The sequence below is a fragment of the Thioclava dalianensis genome, from assembly GCF_000715505.1.
Classification (GTDB): domain Bacteria; phylum Pseudomonadota; class Alphaproteobacteria; order Rhodobacterales; family Rhodobacteraceae; genus Thioclava; species Thioclava dalianensis.
The window spans coordinates 19,870-43,432 of sequence record NZ_JHEH01000025.1; the positions used below are offsets into that span (position 1 = coordinate 19,870).

At 64.6% G+C, this 23,563-nt stretch carries 22 protein-coding genes; 7 read left to right on the forward strand and 15 right to left on the reverse strand.

Features of this window, described 5'->3' with window-relative positions; genetic code table 11:
- Window positions 1–7 precede the first annotated feature (7 nt).
- Window positions 8–1,378 (forward strand): cytochrome-c peroxidase, encoded by a 1,371-nt coding sequence (locus DL1_RS15725; protein ID WP_038068143.1) that lies wholly within the window; start codon window positions 8–10, stop codon window positions 1,376–1,378.
- Here DL1_RS15725 and DL1_RS15730 read toward each other — a convergent pair.
- The 11 genes from DL1_RS15730 to DL1_RS15780 form a co-directional block, all read right to left on the reverse strand.
- Window positions 1,357–2,604, reverse strand: a complete 1,248-nt coding sequence (locus DL1_RS15730) for an O-antigen ligase family protein (RefSeq protein ID WP_038068145.1) — start codon at window positions 2,602–2,604, stop codon at window positions 1,357–1,359. The two genes, DL1_RS15725 and DL1_RS15730, sit on opposite strands and share 22 nt — an antisense overlap.
- Window positions 2,601–3,869 carry a glycosyltransferase gene (locus DL1_RS15735; RefSeq protein ID WP_162178764.1) on the reverse strand — a complete coding sequence of 423 codons (1,269 nt, stop codon included), beginning with the start codon at window positions 3,867–3,869 and terminating at the stop codon, window positions 2,601–2,603. The genes DL1_RS15730 and DL1_RS15735 overlap by 4 nt, the downstream gene beginning before the upstream one ends.
- On the reverse strand, window positions 3,823–4,524 hold the full coding sequence (locus DL1_RS15740; RefSeq protein ID WP_038068147.1) for a sulfotransferase family 2 domain-containing protein: 702 nt from the start codon (window positions 4,522–4,524) through the stop codon (window positions 3,823–3,825). Before DL1_RS15740 ends, DL1_RS15735 begins: the two co-directional genes overlap by 47 nt.
- Window positions 4,521–5,633 carry a glycosyltransferase family 4 protein gene (locus tag DL1_RS15745; protein ID WP_038068149.1) on the reverse strand — a complete coding sequence of 371 codons (1,113 nt, stop codon included), beginning with the start codon at window positions 5,631–5,633 and terminating at the stop codon, window positions 4,521–4,523. The genes DL1_RS15740 and DL1_RS15745 overlap by 4 nt, the downstream gene beginning before the upstream one ends.
- Window positions 5,630–6,898 carry a lipopolysaccharide biosynthesis protein gene (locus tag DL1_RS15750; RefSeq protein ID WP_143081731.1) on the reverse strand — a complete coding sequence of 423 codons (1,269 nt, stop codon included), beginning with the start codon at window positions 6,896–6,898 and terminating at the stop codon, window positions 5,630–5,632. The genes DL1_RS15745 and DL1_RS15750 overlap by 4 nt, the downstream gene beginning before the upstream one ends.
- Window positions 6,891–7,685 (reverse strand): sulfotransferase family 2 domain-containing protein, encoded by a 795-nt coding sequence (locus tag DL1_RS15755; protein WP_038068152.1) that lies wholly within the window; start codon window positions 7,683–7,685, stop codon window positions 6,891–6,893. Before DL1_RS15755 ends, DL1_RS15750 begins: the two co-directional genes overlap by 8 nt.
- Window positions 7,686–7,689: 4 nt before the next feature.
- Window positions 7,690–8,622 (reverse strand): sulfotransferase family protein, encoded by a 933-nt coding sequence (locus DL1_RS15760; RefSeq protein ID WP_081856368.1) that lies wholly within the window; start codon window positions 8,620–8,622, stop codon window positions 7,690–7,692.
- Window positions 8,623–8,829: 207 nt separating this feature from the next.
- Window positions 8,830–9,786 carry a phage head spike fiber domain-containing protein gene (locus DL1_RS15765; RefSeq protein ID WP_038068156.1) on the reverse strand — a complete coding sequence of 319 codons (957 nt, stop codon included), beginning with the start codon at window positions 9,784–9,786 and terminating at the stop codon, window positions 8,830–8,832.
- A complete protein-coding gene (locus tag DL1_RS15770; protein ID WP_051693620.1) occupies window positions 9,786–10,052 on the reverse strand; it encodes a spike base protein, RCAP_Rcc01079 family in 267 nt (88 codons plus the stop codon). The genes DL1_RS15765 and DL1_RS15770 overlap by 1 nt, the downstream gene beginning before the upstream one ends.
- A gap of 44 nt (window positions 10,053–10,096) precedes the next feature.
- The gene (locus tag DL1_RS15775; RefSeq protein WP_038068158.1) at window positions 10,097–11,218 is read right to left on the reverse strand and encodes a glycosyltransferase; all 1,122 of its coding nucleotides are present in this window, start codon (window positions 11,216–11,218) and stop codon (window positions 10,097–10,099) included.
- Window positions 11,219–11,271: 53 nt separating this feature from the next.
- Window positions 11,272–13,353 (reverse strand): GumC family protein, encoded by a 2,082-nt coding sequence (locus DL1_RS15780; RefSeq protein ID WP_162178765.1) that lies wholly within the window; start codon window positions 13,351–13,353, stop codon window positions 11,272–11,274.
- 444 nt (window positions 13,354–13,797) lie between these two features.
- Here DL1_RS15780 and DL1_RS15785 point away from each other — a divergent pair, with 444 nt between their 5' ends.
- The 4 genes from DL1_RS15785 to DL1_RS15800 are packed head-to-tail and all read left to right on the forward strand — an operon-like array spanning window position 13,798 to window position 18,652.
- Complete coding sequence (locus DL1_RS15785; protein WP_038068161.1) at window positions 13,798–14,493, forward strand: sugar transferase; 696 nt, start codon at window positions 13,798–13,800, stop codon at window positions 14,491–14,493.
- A gap of 37 nt (window positions 14,494–14,530) precedes the next feature.
- Window positions 14,531–16,630 (forward strand): YjbH domain-containing protein, encoded by a 2,100-nt coding sequence (locus DL1_RS15790; protein ID WP_081856369.1) that lies wholly within the window; start codon window positions 14,531–14,533, stop codon window positions 16,628–16,630.
- Window positions 16,609–17,280, forward strand: a complete 672-nt coding sequence (locus DL1_RS15795; RefSeq protein WP_038068162.1) for a YjbF family lipoprotein — start codon at window positions 16,609–16,611, stop codon at window positions 17,278–17,280. Before DL1_RS15790 ends, DL1_RS15795 begins: the two co-directional genes overlap by 22 nt.
- A gap of 13 nt (window positions 17,281–17,293) precedes the next feature.
- A complete protein-coding gene (locus DL1_RS15800) occupies window positions 17,294–18,652 on the forward strand; it encodes a polysaccharide biosynthesis/export family protein (protein ID WP_081856370.1) in 1,359 nt (452 codons plus the stop codon).
- Window positions 18,653–18,704: 52 nt separating this feature from the next.
- Here DL1_RS15800 and DL1_RS15805 read toward each other — a convergent pair whose 3' ends face one another.
- A complete protein-coding gene (locus tag DL1_RS15805; protein ID WP_038068164.1) occupies window positions 18,705–18,965 on the reverse strand; it encodes a hypothetical protein in 261 nt (86 codons plus the stop codon).
- A 241-nt stretch (window positions 18,966–19,206) separates the two neighbouring features.
- Here DL1_RS15805 and DL1_RS15810 point away from each other — a divergent pair, with 241 nt between their 5' ends.
- Window positions 19,207–19,710, forward strand: a complete 504-nt coding sequence (locus DL1_RS15810; RefSeq protein WP_038068165.1) for a hypothetical protein — start codon at window positions 19,207–19,209, stop codon at window positions 19,708–19,710.
- Between the two features lie 2 nt (window positions 19,711–19,712).
- Here DL1_RS15810 and DL1_RS15815 read toward each other — a convergent pair whose 3' ends face one another.
- On the reverse strand, window positions 19,713–21,125 hold the full coding sequence (locus DL1_RS15815; protein WP_038068167.1) for an aminotransferase-like domain-containing protein: 1,413 nt from the start codon (window positions 21,123–21,125) through the stop codon (window positions 19,713–19,715).
- An 89-nt stretch (window positions 21,126–21,214) separates the two neighbouring features.
- Between DL1_RS15815 and DL1_RS21680 the strand changes: the two genes are divergently transcribed.
- Complete coding sequence (locus tag DL1_RS21680; RefSeq protein ID WP_038068169.1) at window positions 21,215–21,403, forward strand: DUF1127 domain-containing protein; 189 nt, start codon at window positions 21,215–21,217, stop codon at window positions 21,401–21,403.
- Window positions 21,404–21,574: 171 nt separating this feature from the next.
- On the opposite strand, the gene DL1_RS15825 is transcribed toward DL1_RS21680, so the two are convergent.
- Both DL1_RS15825 and DL1_RS15830 read right to left on the reverse strand, forming a co-directional pair.
- Window positions 21,575–22,333, reverse strand: a complete 759-nt coding sequence (locus DL1_RS15825; protein ID WP_162178766.1) for a Hint domain-containing protein — start codon at window positions 22,331–22,333, stop codon at window positions 21,575–21,577.
- A gap of 199 nt (window positions 22,334–22,532) precedes the next feature.
- A partial coding sequence (locus tag DL1_RS15830) for a Hint domain-containing protein (protein ID WP_038068170.1) occupies window positions 22,533–23,563 on the reverse strand: 1,031 nt, incomplete at its 5' end.

Consider the following 23,563-nt stretch of genomic DNA (forward strand, 5'->3'; position numbering starts at 1 on the left):
ATCAGGGATGCGTTTGAAGATCTCTCCCAGTGTCTTTGCACAAAGACGCATCCTCACCTCAGCGCTGGTCGGCCTCTCGCTGACCAGCGTCTTGTTTCCCCCGACAGGCGCGGCCTCCGGTCCAGCGCCTGCCCCGCCCGCGACGCCCCTCAGTGCCGTGGCGCAGATCGGGCGCGAGATGTTCACCGACACCACGCTTTCGGGCAATGGGCAGATGTCTTGCGCGACCTGCCACGATCCGGCCAATCACTACGGGCCGGATGGGCGCGCGCCTGTCGCGATGGGCGGCCCGGATCTGAGCCGCTCCGGGCTGCGCGCCGTGCCCATGCTGACCTATGATGCGCTCACACCGGCCTTCACCGTCGGCCCGCTCGACCCGTCTCTGGAGGCCAACGAGGCCTCGCCGCAGGCCGTGGCCGCCCATACCGGCCCATCCGCCCAAACCACGGCAGCCCCGTCGCAAGCGCCAACAGGCCCCGCGCCGCAAAAGATCGCGGGGCAAACCACGCTGTCGGCCCCCGTGCCGCGCGGCGGGCAGTTCTGGGATGGCCGCGCCGATACGCTGGCCGATCAGGCACGCGGGCCGTTGCTCACCCGTTTCGAGATGGCCAATACCGTGCCCCATCTCGCCCAGACGCTGCGCACGCGGTACGGCGCGCGGCTCGCGGCGCTGTTTGGCCCCTCGATCCTCGACGATGACCAGATGCTGATCTCGGAGGCGACCTTCGCGCTGGCGCGCTATCAGGTTGAAGATCCCTCCTTCCATCCGTTCTCAAGCAAATACGACGCCTATCTTGCGGGCAAGGCCACACTCAGCCCTGCCGAGGCGCGCGGGCTTGCACTGTTCAACGATCCGAAGAAAGGCAATTGCGCGGCCTGCCATCTCGACACGCCCGCGACGGACGGCTCGGCGCCTCTGTTCACCGATTTCGAATTTGAGGCCCTGGGCGTGCCGCGCAATCCGGCCCTGCCCCAGACCCGCGATCCGAACTGGTTCGATCTGGGCCTGTGCGGGCCGCTGCGCACCGATGTCACGGCCCATGACCCGGCCTATTGCGGGATGTTCAAGACGCCGAGCCTGCGCAATGTCGCGGCGCGCAAAAGCTTCTTTCACAACGGCGTCTACCATTCTCTAAAGGAGGTGGTGGATTTCTACGCCAAGCGCGACAGCACGCCCGAGGCGATCTACCCGATGAAAAATGGAAAGCTCCAGGTTTTCAACGATCTACCGGCGCGCTATCGCGGCAATATCGATTACGCCGATGCGCCCTTTGATCGCAGCCCCGCGGAGGGTCCGGCGCTCAGCCCACGCGAGGAAGACGACATCGTGGCCTTCCTCAAGACCCTGACCGATGGCTACACACCCGGGCCACCCTGACGTGCGCGCGCAGCAACCACCACCTCACAGCAGGCAAAGCCCAAAAGCACAAACAGATGCCGCCAATGCAGCGAATCCACCACGACACTATTGGCAAGCTGGCCCAGAATGACGGACAGCAGCGCAATGCGCAGCGGCTGGCGATCATCGCAGATCGCAAGCCTGCGCAATAGCTGCGTGCAGAGCAGCGCGATGGCACCAAAGAAGGAAAGCCAGCCGAGCCAGCCGTTTTCCACCGCGACCTTGAGATAGAGGTTATGCGTGGCCAGCCCGAACTCGCTTTGCGCGAAATGGGTGCGCCCGACATAATGACCCGGCCCCACGCCAAAGGGGCGCTGCGCAATCACCTCCAGCGCTTGGCTCCAATTGGCAAAGCGATGCGCATCATAGGATTGCAGTGCCAGCCGATGCATCAGGAACTCCGACAGTCCCAGCTCGCGCAACATGAGCGCCGCCGCCAGTACGGCCAGCCCCAAGCCCAGCGTGGCCGAAAGCGCAAAGACGACAAAGCTGCGCCGGTTACGCGTCAGGCAGATCATGAGCACGCCAAAGCAGGCAGCAGCCACCGCTGTGCCCAGCCACGCCCCGCGCGAAAAGCTCAGCACCATCATCGCCATCAAGACCACCGCCTGCACGAGCCGGAGCCCCCGGCGCCGGGTACTGGCGCGCATCGCATGCCCCGCCAGCAGCAGCCCCGCCGCCCCCATGAACGGGCCAAACACATTGGGATCCTTGAACAAAGGCGACAGGCGCAGCCCCTCATCCGAACGGAAATAGAGATCCACCGGCCCCGGCGCGAGATGGGTCAGCGCCAGCGCGCCCAACAGCGCAGAGAGGCTCGCCGCCCAGAAGAACGCGCCATAGATCCGGTCGCAGGCACGCGCCCCGCCGCGCGCGCCCAGATGCGCCATCACCAGCGGGATCGCCAGCATGTAAAGCGTGATGCCAAGATATTGCGCGCCAAACCCCACGCTGCGCCACGCCAGCCCAGACACCAGATTGCTCAGGAGAAACACCGCAAGCAGCACAAAGACCCCGCGCAGGTGCTGCGACAGCTCCATCCGCCCGCCCGATAAGATCACGCCAAGCGCCACGACAAAGAGCAGATCGCTGGGCGCGGGCTGCACGATCACCACGAAAAGACAGCTTATCGCGGCGCAAAACACCGCCAATGCGAGCCCGTCGCGCGTCAGGGCGCGGGTTGGCAAAGCGACAGCGCCACTCATCGCGCCACGATCTCTTCGAGAATGCCCGCCACCTGCGCACAATGTGCCCGCGGGCTCGCGCCATAGCCTGCGCGCGCCGCGAACGCCGCCCGCGAAAGTGCCTGCGTGCGGGCGGGATCAAGCTGGTCCAGCGCCGCGCCCAGATCGTCGCGCTGCGCATAGATCAGCCCCGTGCGGTCATGCGCGATCATCTCGGCCGCCGCCGTCCAGCGCCCGGCCACAACCGGCGCGCCGCGCGCCAGCGCCTGCGCTGCGACCAGACCGAAGGGCTCTGGCCAGACGGAGGGAAAGACCAGCGCGCGCGCGCGCTCCAGCCAATGCGCGACACCCTCCGGCTCCAGCCAGCCGGTCAGCTCGGCGCGCGGACAGGCGGCCCGGATCGCGGCCTCCTCGGGGCCTGCGCCCACGAACACTGCGCGCAGCCCGCGCGCCTCGGCGGCGCGGGCAAAATCCAGCGCCCCCTTTTCGGGCATCAGCCGCCCGATGAAGAGAAGTACGTCGTTCTCTTCGGCCCGCACCCGGCGGGCGTCCACGGGCTGTTCGACCGGGTTGTGGATATGATGCAGCCGCGCCCCTTGCGGCAGGTAGGGGCGCATCGCGGCCAGTTGGGTCTGCGACAGATACCCGATATCGCGCAGCCTCCGCGGCAGCCCGCCCGGCCCCCAAAGTGCCGCCTGACGGGCCACCCGCCAGCCCTTATGCAGGCGGGAGCGCGCATCGCATTGCGTGCTCAGACAGCCAAGGCCCAGCGGACGGCGGGTGCAGATCTGCGCGCGCGGATAGTCGTAAAACCCGCCATTGGGACAGGCGAGAAAATAATCATGCATCGTGAACAGGGCGCGGATCCCGGCCCCGCTCAGAACCGGGCCCAGCGCGGGCGAGAGCGCGCGCGAAAAGCTATGCGCATGCAATGCCGTGCGCGCGGGATCGAGATTGGCCAGCACCGCACTGAGTCGCCGCGCCGCCTCCCCGTTCCAAAGGCCGCGCCATGCCGCGCGCCCCCGCGCCGGGTCCTCAAGCAGATCGGGCTGATCGAGACAGATCACCTCGGCGCCAGAGCTGGCCAACGCCGGATCGACCGGCCCGCAGGCGGTAAACACGATCACCCGGTAGCCCAGCGCGACCAGCCCACGGGCCTGGCTCAAGACGACCTGCGCGGTGCCACCGTTGAGCCGCGCGCTGTCGCTCACCAGCACGATCGTCTCAAGCCGCGCCACCCTAGGCGGCCCCGCCGGATTTGCGATAGAGCGCGAAATCCTCGCCATAAAGCCTGCACAAGACGCGCCGGGCGGTGAGCGACAGCTCGGGCTGCGCCGGGCGCTCGGAGCGGTTGGCATGCACCGGCGTATAAGGCAGGCCAAGCCTCTGCGCGATCGCACCCAGACTGGTGTCGAACCGCTCCATCTGCCCGATATAATCGACGATCAGCGCCCCGCGCCTATCCGTCAGATACCAGCTTTGCGGCGTGAAATGGACCCAGCTGCGGATCTGCGCGCGCAACATCGCGTCATGCTCCATCGCGCATAGCAGCGCCTCGGGGCTCTCAAAAGGGCGCAGCACAGCCTCGGCCCAAGCGCGGTCGCGCCCGGTCAGCCCGCCACTCTTGAGGAAATAGAAGGCCGAGATGAAGCGCTCTGTCGGATCGCGCATCACAGAAAAGCTAAAGGAGCGCGCAAATTTCGCGCGGTCCCGTGCCGCATAGGCAATTGCCGGGACATGACCATGCAGCGCCCGCGTGCCAAAAAGCGCCTGCTGAATGCTCATCCCAGCGGCTTTGGGGATATGGATGAACACCGCCGCTCGCGCCTCTTCGGCGGGTTTGAACGCCACCCGGCCGCGTGCACCCCGGATGCGCCAATAGAGGTGGAAATACCAACGCCCCAGCCCCAGAAGATGTGCCGCGATCCGAGGCCTCATCATGCGCACTCCTCCTGCCTGCGCCCGGCCAGATCCACAAGATGATCCAGCATCCTGTCGAAATTGCGCGTCGCATCGAACTGCGCACGCGCCCGGGCCTGCGCCGCCTGCCCCATCGCGGCACAAAGCGCAGGATCGCGCGCAAGGCGCTGCAGCGCTGCGACAAACCCCGCATCATCCCCCGGCGGTATGACCCAGCCGGTCTCTCCCTGCGACACGAGCCCCGCAATCCCGCCCACGTCACTCGCCACAACCGCCAGCCCCGCCGCATGCGCCTCCACGATCACCTGCGGCGACATATCCGAGAGCGTGGGCAGGCACAGCACATCGACCTGCGGCATCACCTGCCCCAGCAAAGTGTCATTGGCCACCGCACCATGCACCCGCGCCACGTCGCGATAGCGAAAAGCCGCCGGATCGCCCGAGACGATCTCCAGCGCGATTTGCCCGCGCAGGGGACCGCGCACCCAGTCGATCAGGCGCGGGGCCCCTTTGCGCCGCAGATCATTGCCCACGAACAGCACCCGCAGAGGCCCCTCGGCCCTGCGCTCCGGGCGCGCACCGATCCGCGTCAGATCAACCGAGGGCGGTATGCAGGTGATCGCGCCCGGGGCCACGCCGCAATCGCGCCGCAAGGATTTGGCGACCCACGCGCTCATCGGGTAGAGCTGGGCTGCCGCGCGCACCAATGCCGCCTCGCGCACGATCTCCTGCGGGGCCCAGCGCCCGCCGGGCAGGTCGCGGTTCACCGCCGCGCGGGTCGCATCGAGCGTCACCGTGAAGGGCGGCGGCTCGGCCAACCCCGCGAGCGCCCCGGCGGGCCAATGCCCCGCAAAATGCACCGCATGCGGGCGAAACCGCGCCAAGGTGGCCCGAATGGCATCGCCGCGTACGCCCTCATAGGCCTCGATCGGGTCGACAATGCGAAACATCGGATCGGTGCCGCGCATCGTATTGCGTTTGTGAAAGAGGCTCATACGGCGCGAGCCCTCCACCGGAATGATCAGCGGCGTCAGATCATGGCGCGTGGTGATCACCCGCTCAAGCCGCGTCCGGTAGCTGCGCCAGCCCAGCATATCTTGCAGCACGAAGGCGATCCTCGGGCAGGTCATATCGCAATCTCCTCGGTGAAATGGCGCGGCTCTTGCAGCGCGCGCCACAGCATCAGCGCGTGCAGGGCCGCAGCAAGCGCGATGCCGCACACCACACCAGCGAGCCCCAGCCAAAGCGCACCCGCGCCTGCCAGACAGACAACGCTGATCACGCTGAGCGCGCGCAGACGCAAGATCGTGGAGAAGCGGCGCCGCGCGAGCAGCCCGGTTTGCAAGATCGTGGCTGCCGCCGAGATCCCGGCCGCTCCGAAGACCAGCGCCAGCAGATCGCCCAGCGCGCCGTAGCCCGCGCCAAACAGCGCCGCCAACACCAGATCGCCCCAGAGTGCCGCCCCAAGAGCCGCGCCCAGACTGGCCAGCGCAATCACCCCCAGAACGCGGGCCAATACCCGCACAAAGGCCGCGCGGTCGCCCCTCATGTCGTAATAGGCGAGCCGCGCCATGATCGACTGGCCAAGCGCGTTGGACAGCGTCGTCACCGCCTGCATCGCATAGCCCACAAGCATGAACTGACCGAGCGCGGCCAGCCCCAGCACATGGGCAATCACATAGCGCGGCGTGGCCCCTTGCAGAGCGGCCAGCGCGCCGGTGATCCCCAGCGGCAACGAGGCGCGCGCAAGATCCGCCACCTGACGGAGGCTGGGGCGCGGTTGGGCAGACGTGTCCCTTTGCGCCAAACGCCACGCGCGCGGCAGATCGAGCCCCAGCGCCACCACGGCCCAAAGACAGGCAAGGGCTCCAAAGCCCGCAGCCGGTGTCGCGCCCGCGCCCAGCATCGCCCAGAAGAGAGCCGCCCCGCCCATCCCGCGCAGCGCCAGCGAGCGCGCCACATCCGCCATCCGGTCAGCACGCTGAAACGCGCCGTAGCACAGCTCCGAGAGCGTCTCGATCCCCTTGGCTGCGCCAAAGCCCAGCATCACCTGCCGCGCTAAGGGATCGAGCCAGAGAAATGCAATGCCCACGATGATCGCATAGGCCAGCAGGCTTGCGGGAATGCGCAGCGCCAGAAAACAGGCAAACCCGTATTCCACGCGGTGATCGGTCGCCTGATTGGCCCGGATGCCAAGATTGAAAAACCAGTAGATCGGCAAGATGATCGCCGAGACGAGCCCGAACTGCCCGACATCCTCGAGCTGGCCAAATCGTGCAAGCCCGGCCAGCAGCAAGAACTGACTGGCCACAAAGGACAGCTGGCCCAGCATCCCCAAGCCCATCAGACGGCGCAGACCGACGGGGCGCTGTGTCTCCTGCCTGCGCTCAGTCATCATGAGCCCCCCTCCCAAAGCAGCTCTCCCAAACGGCAATATCGGGCGCACAGATCGCCCGAACCTGCGCCTCCAACTCCGGCGAGAGGATCGCGCACCCGGCCCGCGCGCGCGCTTTATTTTCGTGGCCGACACGCAACCGAACGCCCAGAACCTTTTGAATCTGCGCGATAAAGCCGCCCAGATCATCGAGCCGCCCGACCACGTCGAATTTCGTATTGAGATTGGCAATCGCGCGCGCGATCAATGCCGGATCGCCCAGTTCGCGGGCCATCGGAGCGCCTGCGAAATACTCGACATAACTAGCCCCAAGGCGTCGGGCGCGATCGGTCTCAAGAAAGGCCACGAGGTCTTCCGAGATCGCTGCATGATCGGCGCTGCGGCCATGGCTCCAGCGGAAATGCGACACGAACCGCGCGACGGGATCGCGCAAAATCGTGATGAAGCGATAGTGCTGGGCGAAGCGTGCATGCGCGGGCTCGGAAAACGGCACATGGAGCGACAGGCCCCGCACCCCGTCGCACATATGATAGAGCATAATCTGCTCGCGCAGGGCCGCGACATCGACCAACATCGCCGCATGATCCTGACGCCCGGTATAAAGCGCAAAGGCCCCGAAACTCGCCTCGGGCTTCACTGTCGCCTGCGAGAGCAGATAGCGCTTGCGCAGCGCCCGACCCACCGAGGTGCCGCCGCATTTGGGGACGTGGTGAAAGACGAACCGCGTGGGCGTGCTCGCCTCGGCCAGACGAAGATGGACGCGCTTGGCATGATCGACCCATCCCATCGCGCTAGGCCCATCCGTCGAGATCAAGATCGAAGCTCTGCGCAAGCGCCCGGTTGGCTGGCGCAAAGCTCTGGCGCAGCCCCGCCAAAGCCTGCCTGTCGCGCGCGCTCAGCCCTGGCGGCGGGGCGGTGTTGAGGCGGCGGTAGATCCGGCGCATCCCGCGATAGAAACGCCCCTGCGGCAACCGCCCCCGCAGCCGCAGATTGGCGGCATGCACCAGCCGAGACCGGGGTCTATAGCTTTGATTGCGCGGCGCAAAATGCGCCTCTCCGTAAAACTCCGGATCAAGCCCAAGCCAAATCGCAAGGTCGCGCATAAGCCTGCGCGGATCGGCGGCGAGCTGATCAAACAGCACCACCCGCATCCGCTCCGCTCCCAACCGCGCCTGCCACGGGCGCAGGTAGTCGATATAGCGGGCATGCTCGAGCGCGCGCGCGGCCAGCTCGTTTCCCCTGAAATCGGCGCGTCCCGAGGACAGGGCCGCGACGTAATCGGCAAAGCTCAGATCCGGCGCGATCCAGTCCCAATTGCCCTGAAAATAGCGAAACAGCGAGAGGATCTGCGCCGAAGGCTCACGCAGCACGAAGAGGCAACGCGGCGCATTGGGCAGATCGGGGATCTCGGCGAGCGCAGTGCGCGCGTAGATGTAGCCGGGCGTCGCTTCACATCGCAGCACAGGGTCCGGCGCACCCGAGGGACGCGGCGCAAATAGCCGCGCATAGCCCGCAAGCCCGCCCGACACATGGCATTCCGCACGATACATGTGAGAGCCGCGATCCACGAAAAACCGGGCTTCCTTTTCTCGCGTGGCCTCGACATCGGGATGTGCAGCCAACCAGTCGAACAAAGAGCTCGTTCCGGCTTTCGGCACCCCGCAGATCACGAGATCAGGCAAGACGAGCCCAGACGGACTCCGACACAGACTTAAATCAGTCATAAGAAAATGCTCAATCAAAAAATAGCCCGGACGGCAGAGCCACCCAACAACCTAAAGGTTACTTCACATTTACTTGATATTTTTCGATTCGCATAGAAACGCGACCCACAAATCCTTGTGGGTCGACGATTTTTTCAACTCTGGAATAAAACATGGGCACAGGCGCGCTCGTCTCTGCCCGCCCGCAAACCCTCGAACTAATCGCCTTTAGAGAGTGCCCGCAGGATAGAGCAGCACGCGCGCCGGGGCGAAGGGCAAGCCATGCGGGATCTGCCCATCGGTGACGCTGATCGCGGGCGTATCGCTCACCGCGCCATCCGCGCCCACGACCCGCATATCCCAGATCCCTGCCGGCGCTTTCCAATCCATAAGATCGGGCGGGCGGTACATGGCCGCACCTGCGCTCGCAATGAAGCTGGACCGCGCCGGCCCCACCTCGATTTGCGCCCCGAGCATCGTGATCTCGTCGCCCGAAACCGCGCTTCCCGGCCCAAACCCCACCGAGAGGGTGCCGTTGAAATTTGCCGTGAAATCAAGATCGACGCGGTGCACCCCGTCGACCTCCAGATCACGCAGCCCCGCGCCACTCAGACTCCCCGCCCCGGTGCCCAGCATCTGTGTGCTGCCCGGGACCAGCTCGACCCGGCTTTCCACCCCGGCGGCCATGTTGCGCAAAGTCACAAGCACCTTGCCCACCGCATCCAGACAGACAAACGCGCTCAGATGATAGGTCGCGCCCACCTGAACTGCGGGCTCATCGCTATGGATCAGCCGATGCCAGATCGCCCCGTTCGAGCGGACCCCCACACCTGGAAACAGCCCCAAAGCGCCCAGCACGCGCGGCGAGGTGCTCGCCCCATTGGCACTCCAGCCCGCGCCAAGATCGGCCACCGCATAGCGCAGCAGATTGGTCGCCGCGTCCTCGATCACCGCGCAGCTCAGCGCCCCCCTCGCATCCAGCCGCAGACTGTCTGCCGGAGACAAAACGAACCGCCCCGCCGCGTCGAACCCATAGGTCGGGGCGGCACGGCTCACACTCGGGGCCGCGCTAAAGACACCAGCGTCGAAATCCCAGACCGCCACGGGCTCAATGCCCCCAATCTCATAGGGCGAGCCCGCAGAACGCGCTCCGATCATCATCAGATAGCGAGCGGCGGCCTGCATCACCAACCCACCATAATTGCGCCCGCCGTCGTACCGGTCGCGTGGATCCGGCTCAGCTCCATCAGATGCCAGCCTGGCGGAAGCTCTGGCGTGGTCAGCGTCTGCCCGCCTGCGGTGGTCACCTTCAGCGCGCCGCCCGTGCCAAGGAAGATCCACTGGCTGACATGGCTCAGATCCGCACTGTCATCGGGGGTAACACGCGCGAGGTTGGAGGGACCGCCTGCGCGCGTCCCCGGTCGGTTGTGAAAGTCGTTCTTTGCAGACATCTCGGGCCTCCGTTTCGAATGGCCCAAGGTCTAGCGGCGCAAGATTAATCCCCGATTGCCACACCGTTCGGTCCCCGGCGCACCGCCCGCGCAAGCGCGACCGGTGCGACATAGGCCTTTGCGATCTCGTCGAACATGCGCCGCATCGAGTAGCGCCGCTCGTAAAGCGCACGGCAGGCCGGGCGCATCGCGCGCAACTGGGCGCGATCAAGCCCCTCCAGACACTGCGCGAGCGCCTCGGTCTCCAGCGGGAAGGACAGGCCCGTGCGCCCCTCCTCGATCAGCCCCGCCATGCCGCTGCGGCGCGACACGATCACCGGCGTGCCGTTGCGCAGCGCCTCCGGAATCACCAGCGGCAAGCCCTCCCAGCGCGATGGCACGACGACCGCATCCGCCGAGGCATACCAGTCGTCGATCTCGTCGCCCCCGACCCAGCCTGCGCAATGCACATCTTTGGGCAAATCGGGCACATCATCCCCGCGCACCGCAGCGCCGATCACATGCAGCTTGAGATCGGGCCGCCTTGCGCCCAGCCGCGCACAGGCGGCGGCCAGAATATCCACGCCCTTTTGTCGATCAAACCGCCCGACAAACAGCAGGTTCAGCTTGCCATCATCGCGCGCGAACAGATCGCGCCGTGGTCCCGCGGTCCGATCCGGCACGCCATTCTCGATCATCACATGCGCGCCGCAAAACCGCGCGCTGCGCGCCAGTTCGAGATCATTGACCGAGACATTGACCACCAGATCGGCCAGACCGCACAGCCGCCCCTCGGCCGCGCGAACAAGCCGCCCCTTGAGCCCCTTATACTGCACCGAAGCCCAGCCATGCGCGCAGTAAAGCGTGCGCGGCAAGTCGCCCGTCAGACGCAGCGCCAAGAGCGGCAAAAGTGAAAAACTCGAGTGCAAGAACAAGACATCGGGGCGCTCGGCGCGCAGCAGCCTGCGCAGCGAACGGGTCTGCTCGAAGATCGCGCGCAGCCCACGGCCTCGCATCGGGAAGGTCACGACCCGAGGATCCCCGCCCATGATCTCCGCATGCGGTGCGGGGAGATGAAAAATCTGCTCGAACCGCGCAGGATCCATCCGCGAGAGGGTCTTTTGATAGACGCCAACGCCCCCCATCGCCGTCTCGCAACTATGCACGATTTTCATCCGCTGTGACATCGTCCTCTCCCCAAGGTCGTGTTGCGCTGGCCGTCGCGGCACAGCCTTCGCGCTCACTCGTAGTAATTTGCGCCGTATGCGCCGTAGCCTCCCAAAGCCGCGCCATAGCCGCGCCGCCGCATCCGGCGGGGATCGATCCGGCTCAGGATCAGACCGGTCACCGGCCTGTGTACCGCCTCGAACAATTGCAACGCCTGTTGCACCTGCGCCTTGCCCGTCGCGTGCCACCGCACCGAGAACAGCACCGCATCGGCATGGCGTGCGATGATCCGAGCGTCCGGCACAACCAGCACCGGCGGCGTGTCGATCACGATGTAATCGAACCGCGCGCGCATCTGCGCCATGAAGGCGTGAAACGCCTCAGACATGAACAGATCGGCGGCATTGACCGGTGCGCTCTCCCCCATGAGTGCCGAGATGCCGAGGTCTGGATCACGGATCAGGCAGTCTTCGATCTCGGCCACGCCCTTGAGCACCGAAACCAACCCGCAGGCGCCGACCGCATCGGGGAAATACGCCCCCAGCATATTGCGCCGGATATCGCCCTCAATCAGCAAAACCGATTTTCCGAGCCCTGCGAGATTCATCGCAAGCCCCAGAGAATTCGTGGTTTTTCCCTCCTCCGGCAGCGCCGAGGTCGACAAGATCACCTGCGGTTTTGTCTCTGCATCCGACATCAGGACGGAGGTTCGCAAATTGCGAATAGCCTCCATCGGCGCCGAAGAGGGATGACTGGCGAGATAATCGAGAACCGCGCGCCGGGTGCGCCCGGCGATCACCGGGATCTGCCCCAGCACCGCAATCCCGGTCTCGGCTTCCAGATCCTGCGCGGTCCAAAAGCCGCGTGCGGTGGCCTCGCGGATCAGCACAAGCGCCACGCCCGCCAACACCCCCAGCACCGCCGCAAGCCCCAATATGAGCCCCACCCGCGGTGTGCTCGGCGCGAGCGGCACGATGGCGCGCGACAAGATCCGGCTGTCGGCCTGATGAATGCCCTGCTGAGCCGAGGTCTCTTTCAGCCGCGAGAGGAAATAGGCATAGAGCGTGCGGCTGGCCTCGGCCTCGCGCGACAGCTCTTGCAGCGCGATCATGTCATCGCTCTGGCGCGCGATCTGCGCGTCGAACTGCGCCTCCGAGCGCTCCAGCGCGCCAAGCTGGCCTTCCAGACGCGCCACCTCCTGCCGGGCGCGGGTGACCACCTGCGCATAGCGGCGCGCAAAGGCCGCCGCGTCGCCCGACAGGTTCGACAATTCCGCGTCCTCCGCCAGCGCACGCCGCTCCTCAATGCGCGTGGCTGAACTCAATCGGGCAAGCTGCGCCTTGGCCGCAGCCACGGCGGCGCGGCTTTGCACGATCCGGGCACGGATATCCTTGAGCTGGATCTCGAGCGATTGCAGCCCCTCGACCGAAACAAGCGTGGTTTGGGCCGTAAAGCGCTTCACCGCAGCCTCGTCGCGCGCCAGATCGGATTTCAGCGCGCTCACGCGCTGCGCAAGCCAAGTCGTCGCCTGCTCTGTCGCGCGAAATTTCAAATCGATCTGGTTGAAAATATAGCGCTGCGCGACCTCATTCGCGATCTGGGCGGCCTTCGCCGCGCTCTCCGATCTGACTGAGATATCAATGACGTAGCTGGAGGGAACCGCACGCACGCTCATCCGATCAAGCAACGCGCTTTCGACCATCGCGCGGATCTGCGCAGGCGGCGCGGGCGGCGGCTTGCCCCAGACCAATTGCTTGATCCGCGCAAAAACCGACGGGGCGCGCAGCGCCGCGTTGAACTCCGGATCCGCTTGCAGATCCAGCGCCTCCACCACCGTGCCCGCCAATTCGCGCGAGCGCAGCACCTGAACCTCGGTATTGAGCGTGTCGCTGTCGCCGCGCAGCCCGCTCATCATGCCGTCGAGATCGACGATCTGAGCCTCCCGCGTGTCGAGCACGACAGAGGCGACCGCAGTGTAGATCGGACAAGCGAGCCAGCCGACATAAAGCGCGCCGGCCAACAGGCAGACCAGCAGCACCCCAAGGATGACTCGCCAACCCGCGATAACCACATGAGCTAGGCGCGAGAAGTCGATCACATCCTCGCTCTGAACCGGCATTGCACTGAAAAAGGACGGGGATCTAGCCTGTGTCAAAAGACAATCTCCTGCCTAAGTTTGGTTGTCTTCAAAGGTTTGAACACCTCCAAAAAAGGCACGGGGGCGTGATGCAAAACCTCATCACGCCCCCGTTTTAAAATATAAATTTTGAATATATATTTCGAAAAATACGAGGCGCTTTATTCAAATAATCACGCAATAAAACCACTTAGTTAACTTGATGCCCATCCCGTAATTTCATGTAAATGTTAACAAAAGGTTACCGAAAAATCTGAGCAGAATAAATATTCTGATAAGTTTTCATTGAAATCTCGAAAAATTGATATCTAGTGAGATCATTCAGAGACCAACCGCCTGACGGGGCCTGACTCGTCACGGCCTAGATTTTAACGGATGGGCGTTTCCACCCGGAGTATTTTTCGATCCGGCGTGATTCAGACCGCCCGCATATTTCGCGACTGTACCACTTTGGAGGGTGCAATGACGGTTCACAATTTCAGAGCCTTTGTAGATCAAACGCATTACGACGAAGTCAGCCTTCCACAGCGACGAGACCCTGGGCGAAAGCTCTACATCTCCTATGGCAAACGTGGCTTCGATCTTGCTGTGGCGATGATCCTATTGCCACTCTTGGCACCCGTCATTGCGCTGTTGTGGCGGGCGGCGCGGCGCGACGGCGGGCCGGGTTTTTTCGGCCATGCGCGCATCGGGCGTGACGGCACCCCTTTCCGGTGCTGGAAAATCCGCACCATGGCCCCCGATGCCGAGGAACTCCTGCACCGCTACCTGCGCGACACCCCAGATGCCGCAGCCGAATGGCGCCGCGAACGCAAACTGAGCTGCGACCCCCGGATCACCCGCTGGGGCCATTTCCTGCGCCGTACCAGCCTTGATGAACTGCCGCAAATCTGGAACGTGCTGCGCGGCGAGATGAGCCTGGTGGGACCGCGTCCCGTCGTGATGGCAGAGCTGGTTCGCTACGGCACCCATTGCGGCGCCTATCTGTCGATGCGCCCGGGCGTGACCGGGCTCTGGCAGATCTCGGGGCGCAACTCCGTCAGCTATCGCGAACGGGTCGTCTTCGATGTGACCTATTGCCAAAGCTGCTCTTTGCGCCGCGATCTCACGATCTTGCTGCGCACCGTGTTTTGCGTGCTGCGGCGCACCGGGCACTGACCGTCAAATCTTTGTTTAAATTTCGCATTTTGGCCTCATGCATTCCTCCCCGTCCTGCGGATTTCTTACCCCCTGCCTGTGTCTCGCGTTGATCTGCGCGGGCAGCACGGCCCGTGCCCAAGGGCTGTCGCGCTACGGCATGCCCGGCCTGATCGACACCCCAAGCGCCACAACCATGCCCGACGGCACGGTCGCGCTGAGCGCGGATGCGCGCCACGGCGAGACCCGGCTTCAGGGACAGTTCCAGATCACGCCGCGGATATCGGGGCTGTTTCGCTATGCGGTGCTGCGCGATTTCTTCTCGGATCCCGGACGCCGCCCCGATTTGTTCGACCGCAGTTTCGATCTGCATGTGTTGCTGCGCGAAGAAAGCCCAGCCCTGCCCGCCTTTGCGCTCGGGTTGCGCGATTTTGGCGGCACCGGGATCTATGGCAGCGAGTATCTTGTCGCCAGCAAACATATCACCCCGCGCCTGACGCTGAGCGCAGGCTTGGGTTGGGGACGGCTGGGCAGCCATAACGGGTTTTCCAACCCGCTGGGCGTGCTCTCGGATCGCTTCAAATCGCGACGCTCGGGCAGTGTCGGCACGGGACGCCTCGCCTTTGGTAATTTCTTTCGCGGCGATGCAGCGCTTTTTGGCGGGCTGGAATATCAGATCACGCCGCGCAGTCGGCTCATGATCGAATATTCTTCCGATGCCTACCGCGCTGAAGCCAAACGCACCGGCCTGTCGCGCGAGACCGCGCTCAATCTTGGCGTCGATTACCGCGCGCGTCCGAACCTCACCCTGGGCGGCTATCTGCTGGGCGGCACGGAGCTGGGCGTCAAGCTCAACTATGTGATCGATCCGCGCGCGCCGAAATATCCGGGCGGGATCGAGCGCGGCGGCCCGCCGATCCTGCCCCAAGCCGATCTCGCAGCACTTGGCTGGCGGGGGGATGACATCTCAAGCAACGAAACGCGGCTCTCCAAGGCGCTGGCGGCACAGGGGCTCGCGCTGGAGGGCTATGCGCAAAGCGGCCATGAGGCGCGCATCGTGCTGGGCAATGCGCGCTATGGCGCGGCCCCCGAGGCTTTGGGGCGCGCGGCACGGGCGATGGCCAACAACTTGCCGCCCGAGATCACCGATTATGCGATCACGCTGGAGCGCGACGGCATGCCAGTTTCGCGCAGCGAGTTTAGACGCCGCGATCTGGTCGCGCTGGAGCATGACTGGGATGGCAGCTGGCGCAGCTTTGCGCGCGCCAAGATCACCGACGCGCCCAACCGTCCGCCCCCGCTTGCGGGCCGCTATCCCCGGCTGACCGGGGCGATCACGCCCTACTTCGCGGCCGCCTATTTCGATCCCGACGCCCCCACGCGCTACGATCTGGGCGTGCAGGTCGCAGGCAAGCTCGCCCTCGCGCCGGGCCTCTCTCTGAGCACGGTGATCCGCCAAAAAGCGCTCGGCACGCTCGATCAAAGCACTCGGGCGTCGAACTCGACGCTGCCGCATGTGCGCTCCGATCAATGGCTCTACGATAAGGCGGATGGCCCGGTCGTGCACCGTTTGATGGCAGATTACCTGTTCCGCCCCGGCTCCGATCTCTATGCGCGGCTCTCTCTGGGCTATCTGGAGCGGATGTTTGCGGGCGTCTCGGGCGAGCTGCTTTGGTACCCTCAAACCAGCCGGATCGCTTGGGGGGCGGAGCTGAATTACACCGCCCAACGCGCGCCGCAATCGCGCTTCGGCCTGCGCGATTACCGCATAGCGAGCGGCACACTCTCAGCCTATTCCGATCTCGGAGGCGGCTATCTCGGGCAAATCAATGCCGGGCGTTTCCTCGCAGGCGACTGGGGCGCACGCTTCGCGCTGGATCGCGAATTTGCCAATGGCATTCGCATCGGCGCCTTCTTCACCCTGACCGATGTCTCCTTTGATCGCTTCGGCGAGGGCGCATTCGACAAGGGCATCCGCGTCTCGGTGCCAGTGAGTTGGCTCACCGGACAGCCCGGCACGATGGCCATCAGCCAGACCCTGCGCCCGATCCAGCGCGACGGCGGCGCCCGGCTTGAGATCGCAAACCGGCTCTATGACGAGGTGCTCGGCGCCAATGCGCAGGTCATGATGACACAATGGGGGAAATTCTGGCGATGATCCGCTTTGCCCTGATTGCGATGCTGACACTTGCGAGCTGCTCGACCGATCCGCAGGCCCGCGCCCTCCTTGGCCAGTTTCGCGCCAGCCCGCCCAAGCCCGCGCCGGAATTCGCCCGCGCGAGCCTCTCGGGCGCCCCGATGATGGCCGCCGCCATCGAGACCCGGCCCGAGGCGATCACCGTCTTCGCCCGCATCACCGACGCGCACAAACCCATCGCAACCTTCACCGGCCCAAGCGGCGCGCAACTGATCTTTGATCGCGGGTTGCTGGTGGGCACGCGCGGCTTTGGTGGCGACATTCTCGCCTCCAAACTCGATGAGAGCGCCCGGCTGATCCATGCCCGCGGCACGGGCGGCGCAACCCGGCTGATGACCTCGCTCAATGGTGAAGACCGCGCACGACCCCAAGCGTTTCGCTGCGCGATCCGCCCCGACCGGCGCGAGCCCGTGCGCATCGGCGCGACCGACATCCCCACACAGACGATGGTCGAGCAGTGCCGGGGCGCGCAGAACAGCTTCATCAATTTCTACTGGGTCGCCCTGCACGGGGGCGAGATCGTCCAGTCCAGCCAATGGGCCGGGCGCCCCACCGGAAAAATCTCGCTGCGCAAACTGGTTTTGCCATCAACCGCGCTGCAGCCCCGATAAAAGGAACCCCCTCATGCGGCATCTTGTGATCGCTGTGATCTCTCTGTCTCTGACCGGCTGCGGCGTGGTCTATCACCCAAGCGCGGTCCGACCGGGCGTCTCGCAGCAGGCCAAGGTGCGCATCGAGCCGATCACCGCCAACACGCTGATGGCCGCCAATGCCGCGCCCTATACGCCGCGCCGGTTGCCCGCCGCGTTCAACCGCACCGCCGGATTGGGCGCAGGCTCAATTGCAGCGATCGCACCGCCCGTTGCCGCGCTGGAGCGGCCCACCCGCCCCGAGACCCCGGCGCGCCATTTGCCCCCGCCGTTGCCCGCCCGGCCCTATAAGATCGGGGTCGGAGATGTCGTGCTTCTCGCCACCCCCGCATCAAGCCCGACCGCCGATCCCGCCAGCGCGGGGGCTGCGCGGACGTCCCGGCAGGGCTACCGGGTACAGGATGACGGTACGATCTCGATCCCGAATGTCGGACGCATCGCGATTGCGGGGCTGACGGTCGGCGATGCCGAGGCACGCGTCTTCAAGAGCTTTCTCGACACCCAGATCGACCCTGCCTTTTCGCTTGAAATCGCAGAGTTCAACGCCCGCAAGGTCACGATCGGCGGGGCTGTGGGTGCGCCCTCGGTGGTGCCCGTAACGCTGCAACCGCTCTATCTCGATGCGGCTTTGGCCGCAGTGGGCGGCACCGGCGCGGTCGACCCCGCCTCTGCCAGCGTGCGGCTTTACCGCGATGGCACGCTCTATCAGGTACCGCTGAGCGATGTGTATCAGAACCGGGGCGCGGCGCGTCTTCAACTCGCGCCGGGCGACAGCCTGTTTGTCGATGCGGGCTTTGATCTCGACCGCGCAGAGGCCTATTTTCGCCAACAGATCACGCTGGCCCAGTTCAAGCAAAGCGAACGCGGCGCGCGGCTTGATGCGCTGAGCCAAGCCGTCGCACTGCGCCGGGCCGAGCTGACCGAAGCGCGCGAGACATTCGCAACCCGCCTGACATTGGGTGCAGAGGCGCGCGATTATGTCTATCTGACGGGCGAGGTTCGCACCCCCGCGCGCTATCCTTTGCCCTTCGAGCAGACCGCCAGTCTGGCCGATGCGCTTTATGATGCGGGCGGCGGCATTCCAGTCGCCCGCGCCAATCCCAAAGAGATCTACGTCCTGCGCGGCTCCGACCATCCGATGGAATATGACGCCGTCACCGCTTGGCATCTCGATGCGCGCAATGCCGCAGCTTTGGTTCTGGCCACCCGCTTCGAACTGCGCCCCGGCGACGTCATCTTCGTGGCCGCCCAGCCAGTCGCGAATTGGAGCAACGTGATCGACGGGCTGACGCCCTCGCTGCTCAACAGCTCACTGCGCGCCGCGACAAATTAAGCCAGAGCAACCACGCGAGAGCGCAGGCCCGGGATGCCGGGCCGCGCGCGGCTCAATTGGTGGAGTTCGTCGCACTTGTGGTGCTGGCACTCCCGCCACCGCCACCTGCGGCGGCCACAGCTGCGAGCCCGCCCAAAGCGCCCACAACAGGGGCAATGATCACGAAGTTCGTCGCAACCCCGACGGGCAGCGCCCCTGCGGGCAGCGCGACGCTGGGCGTTGCCGCCGCAGCACCGCCAGATGCACCGCCCGCCGCGCCCGGTGCCGAGGGCACCGCCTGCGCATAAGACGGCAGCCCCAAAAGAGCAGCCATACAGGCCACAACACAAATCCGACTTTTCCGCATCACATACCTCGCGCCGCATCAGTCCATTGCCCGAGCGTAGCATGCGATCCCCTGCCAATGGGTTAATGGCCCATCGGTTTTTGCTAAAATCCCGATGATTTCGCACCGCAGCCATAAGCTTTCTTTAAACGCCCTCCTGTTGAATGGCGCTATCGGCCAGGGGTGGCCGGACCGTCGCTGCAAAGCGATGCAAACGGGGTGAAACACTATGACCATTGATCATTTGGCGCCGCGCCTTGCGCGGGGCCGCCGCTATGTGGCGCGTCTTGGGGCCCGGGCGGCGCTTGTCGGGCTGTTGCTTGGCCATGCAGCGGCGGCGCTCGCACAACAGCCCGTGGCCGCCCGCGCGCCGCTGGTGGTCGGCAGCGATTATGGCGGCGATGTCGGGGCACGGGCCAACAAGATCGCAGCGATGCGCAAGGCCGGGCAACATGCAGAGATCCGCGGAAGATTGTGCTATTCAGCCTGCACAATGTACCTCTCGCTGCCCGGCACCTGTGTTCAGCCCAACACGCGTTTCGGCTTTCATGGCCCGAGCTTCTACGGCCTCGCGCTCGCACCCGAACAATTCGAGTTCTGGTCCCGCATCATCGCGGCCCACTACCCCCAACCGCTGCAACGCTGGTACCTCAAGACCGGGCGCCACAGCCGCGCGCTGATCAAGATCCGGGGCAGCGAGCTGATCCGGCTGGGCATCCCGGCCTGCGGTTAAACTCAGACCAAAAGCTCGTCCGGCATCCGCTCCAACAGGCGCTTGAGCGTCTCGATGGCCTGACGGAACCGATCCTCGCTGACCCCACCGGCCAGCGCGATCCGCACCGCATTGGGCGCCTGCCCATCTTGCAGCGCATATTCATCGGCGGCCCGCAACAGCACGCCCTCGGCCTCGGCCATGCGCGCAAAGGCGGAGGCGCGCCAGCCCAGCGGCAAAGTTAGCCAGACGAAGCTCAGCCCCGATTGCCAGCCCAGCTCCTGATCGCCAAGCGCCTGAAGCAGCATCTGCAAGCGCCGCCCCATCTCGGCCTGCGCGCGTGCCTTGAGATCCAGCGCCTCGCCGGTCTCGAAGAGATGCGCCATCATATCGGTCACGGGCCGCGACAGGCCGAAATAGCTGTGCTGCGCGGTCAGCCGCCCGGCCTCACCCATACCATCAGGTGCCACGACAATGCCAAACCGCATCCCCGCCGAGATCGACTTGGAGAGCGACGTCACATGCCAGCACCGTTCAGGCGCAAGCGAGCGCAGACTGGGCAGGCCAGTGACCGGCGCGGTGTAGCAATCATCTTCGATGATCTGCAGATCATGACGCCGCGCCACCGCAATCAGCGCATGACGCCGCTCGATCCCCATCCGACCGGCGGTCGGGTTCTGCGCATCGGGGGTGACGCAGATCAACTGCCCGCCATAGCGTCGGCACGCAGCATCCAGCGCCTCGGGCACCATCCCTTCATCATCAATCGCAATGCCCCGGATCTCGGCGCGGTTGAGCCGCGCGGCATGGCGAAACCCGGGATAGGCCAGCGCCTCGGCATAGATCACCGGACGCTCGCCGCGCAGGCAACATTGCATCACCATCATGATCCCGTTCTGCCCGCCATGGGTCAGCACCAGATCATCAGGCGTCACCGTGTCGAAATCCGTATATTCCGAGAACCAGTTGAGCGCCGCGCGGCGACAATATTCGTCGCGCTTGAGGCCCGGATATTCGAGATATTGCCGACCGATCCCTTCGGCGGCCTTCATCATCGCCCGCGCCAAAGCCTCGGTCTGGCCGATATCGGGAAGCTGTGGCGAGCGCAGGTCGACAATCGCATCATCGAGATCGGGATCGCGCGTCGGCAGATTGTAGATCGCCTCGGTCGGGCCGAGCCTGCGAGATTGTGACGATACAAATGTACCCCGCCCCACAACCGCCTCCAAAAGCCCCTCTTGCGTGGCAATCTGATAGCCCCGCGCAACGGTCCCGGGCGTCACCCCAAGACTATAGGCCAAGTCCCTGACAGTAGGCAATTTTGCGCCGGGCAGCAGCGCACCGTTTCGGATGCCTTCGCGCAATGCGCGCACAAGGGCGAGATATTTCGGTCCGCTATGGCGCGTCAGATCCGCAGTCCAGTTTGTATCAGTCACAATGTTTCTCTGGCCGACTCAATATTTCATTTGTACCAACGTCATACCAGAACACGACGTATTGTATCAATACACGAAAGGATCATCCGATGCTGACCGTCTCGCGGAACCGCCCGACCCTCGCCCACAGCGCCACGACCGGCCTGTTCGCGCGCGTAGTTCGCGTGCTGGAAGCCCGCCGGTCGCGCAAGGCATTGGGCAAGCTCGATGATCGTTTGTTGAGAGATATCGGTATTGACCGCGTCATCGCGGATCACGAAACGCGCCGCTTCCTGTGACGCACTCGGCCCGTCTGGTCCCCGGACGTGTCGATCTCTGGCCGGGCCTTGTGTCCGGCCTTTTTTTGTCCAATCCCCGCACAGACAGAAAAAGACCGGACGAGTGCCCGCCCGGTCCAATCACAAGCCGCCTCAGATCTCAGAACAGCCCGAAACTAGAAATAGCGCAATCTACCCCCGCGCATCGGGCCGCACCGGAGCATAAAGCGCCTCGACATCGCGTCCCGGCAGGATATCGTGGAGCTCGCTCAGGGTCTGCGGACGCAGCGCTGCCAACGCATCTGCCGTCGGCCGGAAGCTCTCGGACCAGATCCCATTGGCCATGATCAGCTCGTGCCTGTCGAACAACAGCTGATAATAGGTGATGGAGGTGCAGGCGCAAAGCTCCACCCCGTCCAAGCCCACCAGATCACGCGCCATGACCAGACATTCGCCTGTCTGCGCGCGCGCGGGCGCTTGGGTCAGGAGACGATGATTGGGCGACACGGTGATCTCGGCATCGGGCAGATCGGCGCCCAGCACCGAAGCCTGCAGCCGCACCGGGCGCAGAAATGGATTGAGCCCGAGCGCGCGCCAATCGAAGCTGCGCGTCCCGCTCCAGCGCAGCACCTGCAACCCATTGTCGCGCGTCATCACACGCATGCCCGCCCGCAGCCGAGAGACCGGCATATCGCCCGTTTCCGTAGCAATTCTCGCGTCTTGCGTGAAACAGGGAATGACGTTCAGCGCCTCGGCAATCGAACCGGAATAGAGCTTGCAGCCCTGCCCGTCATAGCCGTGCAGCACGCCCCGCTCTTTGTCATTGCCGTCGAATTCCAGACGCAGACTGCGCGTCGAGACGCACCCCATATCTTGAAAAACACTCGCAGCGAAACCGGGCGTCCCGGTCAAGGCGCCCGTCAATGCGATACGTGGATCAGCAGCACTCATACTCAGCCCCATGTTTACGGCATTACCGAACAGTCTTGGGCCCCCATGAGAATGTTATGCCAGAATACTTCTTAAAAAAACGCAAAAAAGCCCAGATCTCGCCAATTATGGCGAAATTGAGCGTTTCCGTCTCAGCAACAAAGCCGAAACCTGAGAATTTCGGACGCCCAACCGCGAAGGATCGGGCGTCCTATATGGCTTAGCCGTTCAACAGGACGGCGGCTTCGTGCTTTTTGAGCGTCTTGCGGGCCGCCTGATACTCGTCGCGGCCTTCCCCGGTTTTCAGCTCGGGGAAGAGATCGAAGATTTCCTGACGCTGGGCATTGCCCATACCGCCGAGCGTCTGATCGCCGGGTTGGAAGCTCTCGGTCCAAGATCCGTTGCCCAGAACCACCTCGTGCTGGTCGAACATGAAGTGCAGATAGCTGGTGCCCAAAGCGTCGACGGTGCTGATACCCGGATTGCCAACAAGATGTTTGGCCGAGACCAGAACCTCGTGCTCTTCGAAATAGAGCGCCGTCTTGTCATTGGCCACCAGCATCCGGTGGTTGGGCGAAACCATCATATCGCGCTCGGGCAGATCATTGCCCAGCGAGCCGGCCTTGATCAGGATCGGACGCAGATGCGCTGATGCTATAAGATCGTCGTAGGTCAGATCGCAACGCCCGGCCCAGCGGATCTCTTGGATGCCGTTGTCACGGGTGAGCACCTTGTCGCCGACTTTGAGCGTCTCAGCTGGCATCTCTCCCTTAGGCGTCGCAATCAGCGTGCCCGGCGTGAAGCAGGGGATCACATGCTCGATATTCACGAAGCTGAGCGTGCCATCGGGATTACCCGCGCCATCAAGGAAAGTCACGGTGCCCGCATAGGTCTTGGTGCCATCGGTATCGATATCGGTGACATGCTGGTCGATGCGCAGCGGCCCCGCCCCGGTCAGATCGAGCGTATCGTAATCGTCGCCGCCCTCCGAGCCGTCAATCGAGTCGCCATTCCCATCAGCGGCAGAGCCCACGAGGAACAGGTCACGATCATCGCCGCCGATCATCGTATCCGAACCCTCACCGCCGACGAAGGTGTCGTTACCGCTTTCGCCTTTGATGGAGTCGTCGCCCTTGCCGCCGAACATCTCATCCGCGGCATTCCCGCCGAGGATCGTGTCGTTGCCATCGCCACCATCAAGCAGGTCTTCGCGCGGGCCTCCCAGCAGCAGATCGTCGCCATCATCGCCAT

Coding starts and splice junctions, on each gene's coding strand:
- DL1_RS15725 (WP_038068143.1), top strand. CDS start 8: ATGCGTTTGAAGATCTCTCCCAGTGTCTTTGCACAAAGACGCATCCTC.
- DL1_RS15730 (WP_038068145.1), bottom strand. CDS start 2,604: ATGAGTGGCGCTGTCGCTTTGCCAACCCGCGCCCTGACGCGCGACGGG.
- DL1_RS15735 (WP_162178764.1), bottom strand. CDS start 3,869: ATGGCGAGGATTTCGCGCTCTATCGCAAATCCGGCGGGGCCGCCTAGG.
- DL1_RS15740 (WP_038068147.1), bottom strand. CDS start 4,524: ATGATGAGGCCTCGGATCGCGGCACATCTTCTGGGGCTGGGGCGTTGG.
- DL1_RS15745 (WP_038068149.1), bottom strand. CDS start 5,633: ATGACCTGCCCGAGGATCGCCTTCGTGCTGCAAGATATGCTGGGCTGG.
- DL1_RS15750 (WP_143081731.1), bottom strand. CDS start 6,898: ATGACTGAGCGCAGGCAGGAGACACAGCGCCCCGTCGGTCTGCGCCGT.
- DL1_RS15755 (WP_038068152.1), bottom strand. CDS start 7,685: ATGGGATGGGTCGATCATGCCAAGCGCGTCCATCTTCGTCTGGCCGAG.
- DL1_RS15760 (WP_081856368.1), bottom strand. CDS start 8,622: ATGACTGATTTAAGTCTGTGTCGGAGTCCGTCTGGGCTCGTCTTGCCT.
- DL1_RS15765 (WP_038068156.1), bottom strand. CDS start 9,786: ATGCAGGCCGCCGCTCGCTATCTGATGATGATCGGAGCGCGTTCTGCG.
- DL1_RS15770 (WP_051693620.1), bottom strand. CDS start 10,052: ATGTCTGCAAAGAACGACTTTCACAACCGACCGGGGACGCGCGCAGGC.
- DL1_RS15775 (WP_038068158.1), bottom strand. CDS start 11,218: ATGTCACAGCGGATGAAAATCGTGCATAGTTGCGAGACGGCGATGGGG.
- DL1_RS15785 (WP_038068161.1), top strand. CDS start 13,798: ATGACGGTTCACAATTTCAGAGCCTTTGTAGATCAAACGCATTACGAC.
- DL1_RS15790 (WP_081856369.1), top strand. CDS start 14,531: ATGCATTCCTCCCCGTCCTGCGGATTTCTTACCCCCTGCCTGTGTCTC.
- DL1_RS15795 (WP_038068162.1), top strand. CDS start 16,609: ATGGGGGAAATTCTGGCGATGATCCGCTTTGCCCTGATTGCGATGCTG.
- DL1_RS15800 (WP_081856370.1), top strand. CDS start 17,294: ATGCGGCATCTTGTGATCGCTGTGATCTCTCTGTCTCTGACCGGCTGC.
- DL1_RS15805 (WP_038068164.1), bottom strand. CDS start 18,965: ATGGCTGCTCTTTTGGGGCTGCCGTCTTATGCGCAGGCGGTGCCCTCG.
- DL1_RS15810 (WP_038068165.1), top strand. CDS start 19,207: ATGACCATTGATCATTTGGCGCCGCGCCTTGCGCGGGGCCGCCGCTAT.
- DL1_RS21680 (WP_038068169.1), top strand. CDS start 21,215: ATGCTGACCGTCTCGCGGAACCGCCCGACCCTCGCCCACAGCGCCACG.
- DL1_RS15825 (WP_162178766.1), bottom strand. CDS start 22,333: ATGAGTGCTGCTGATCCACGTATCGCATTGACGGGCGCCTTGACCGGG.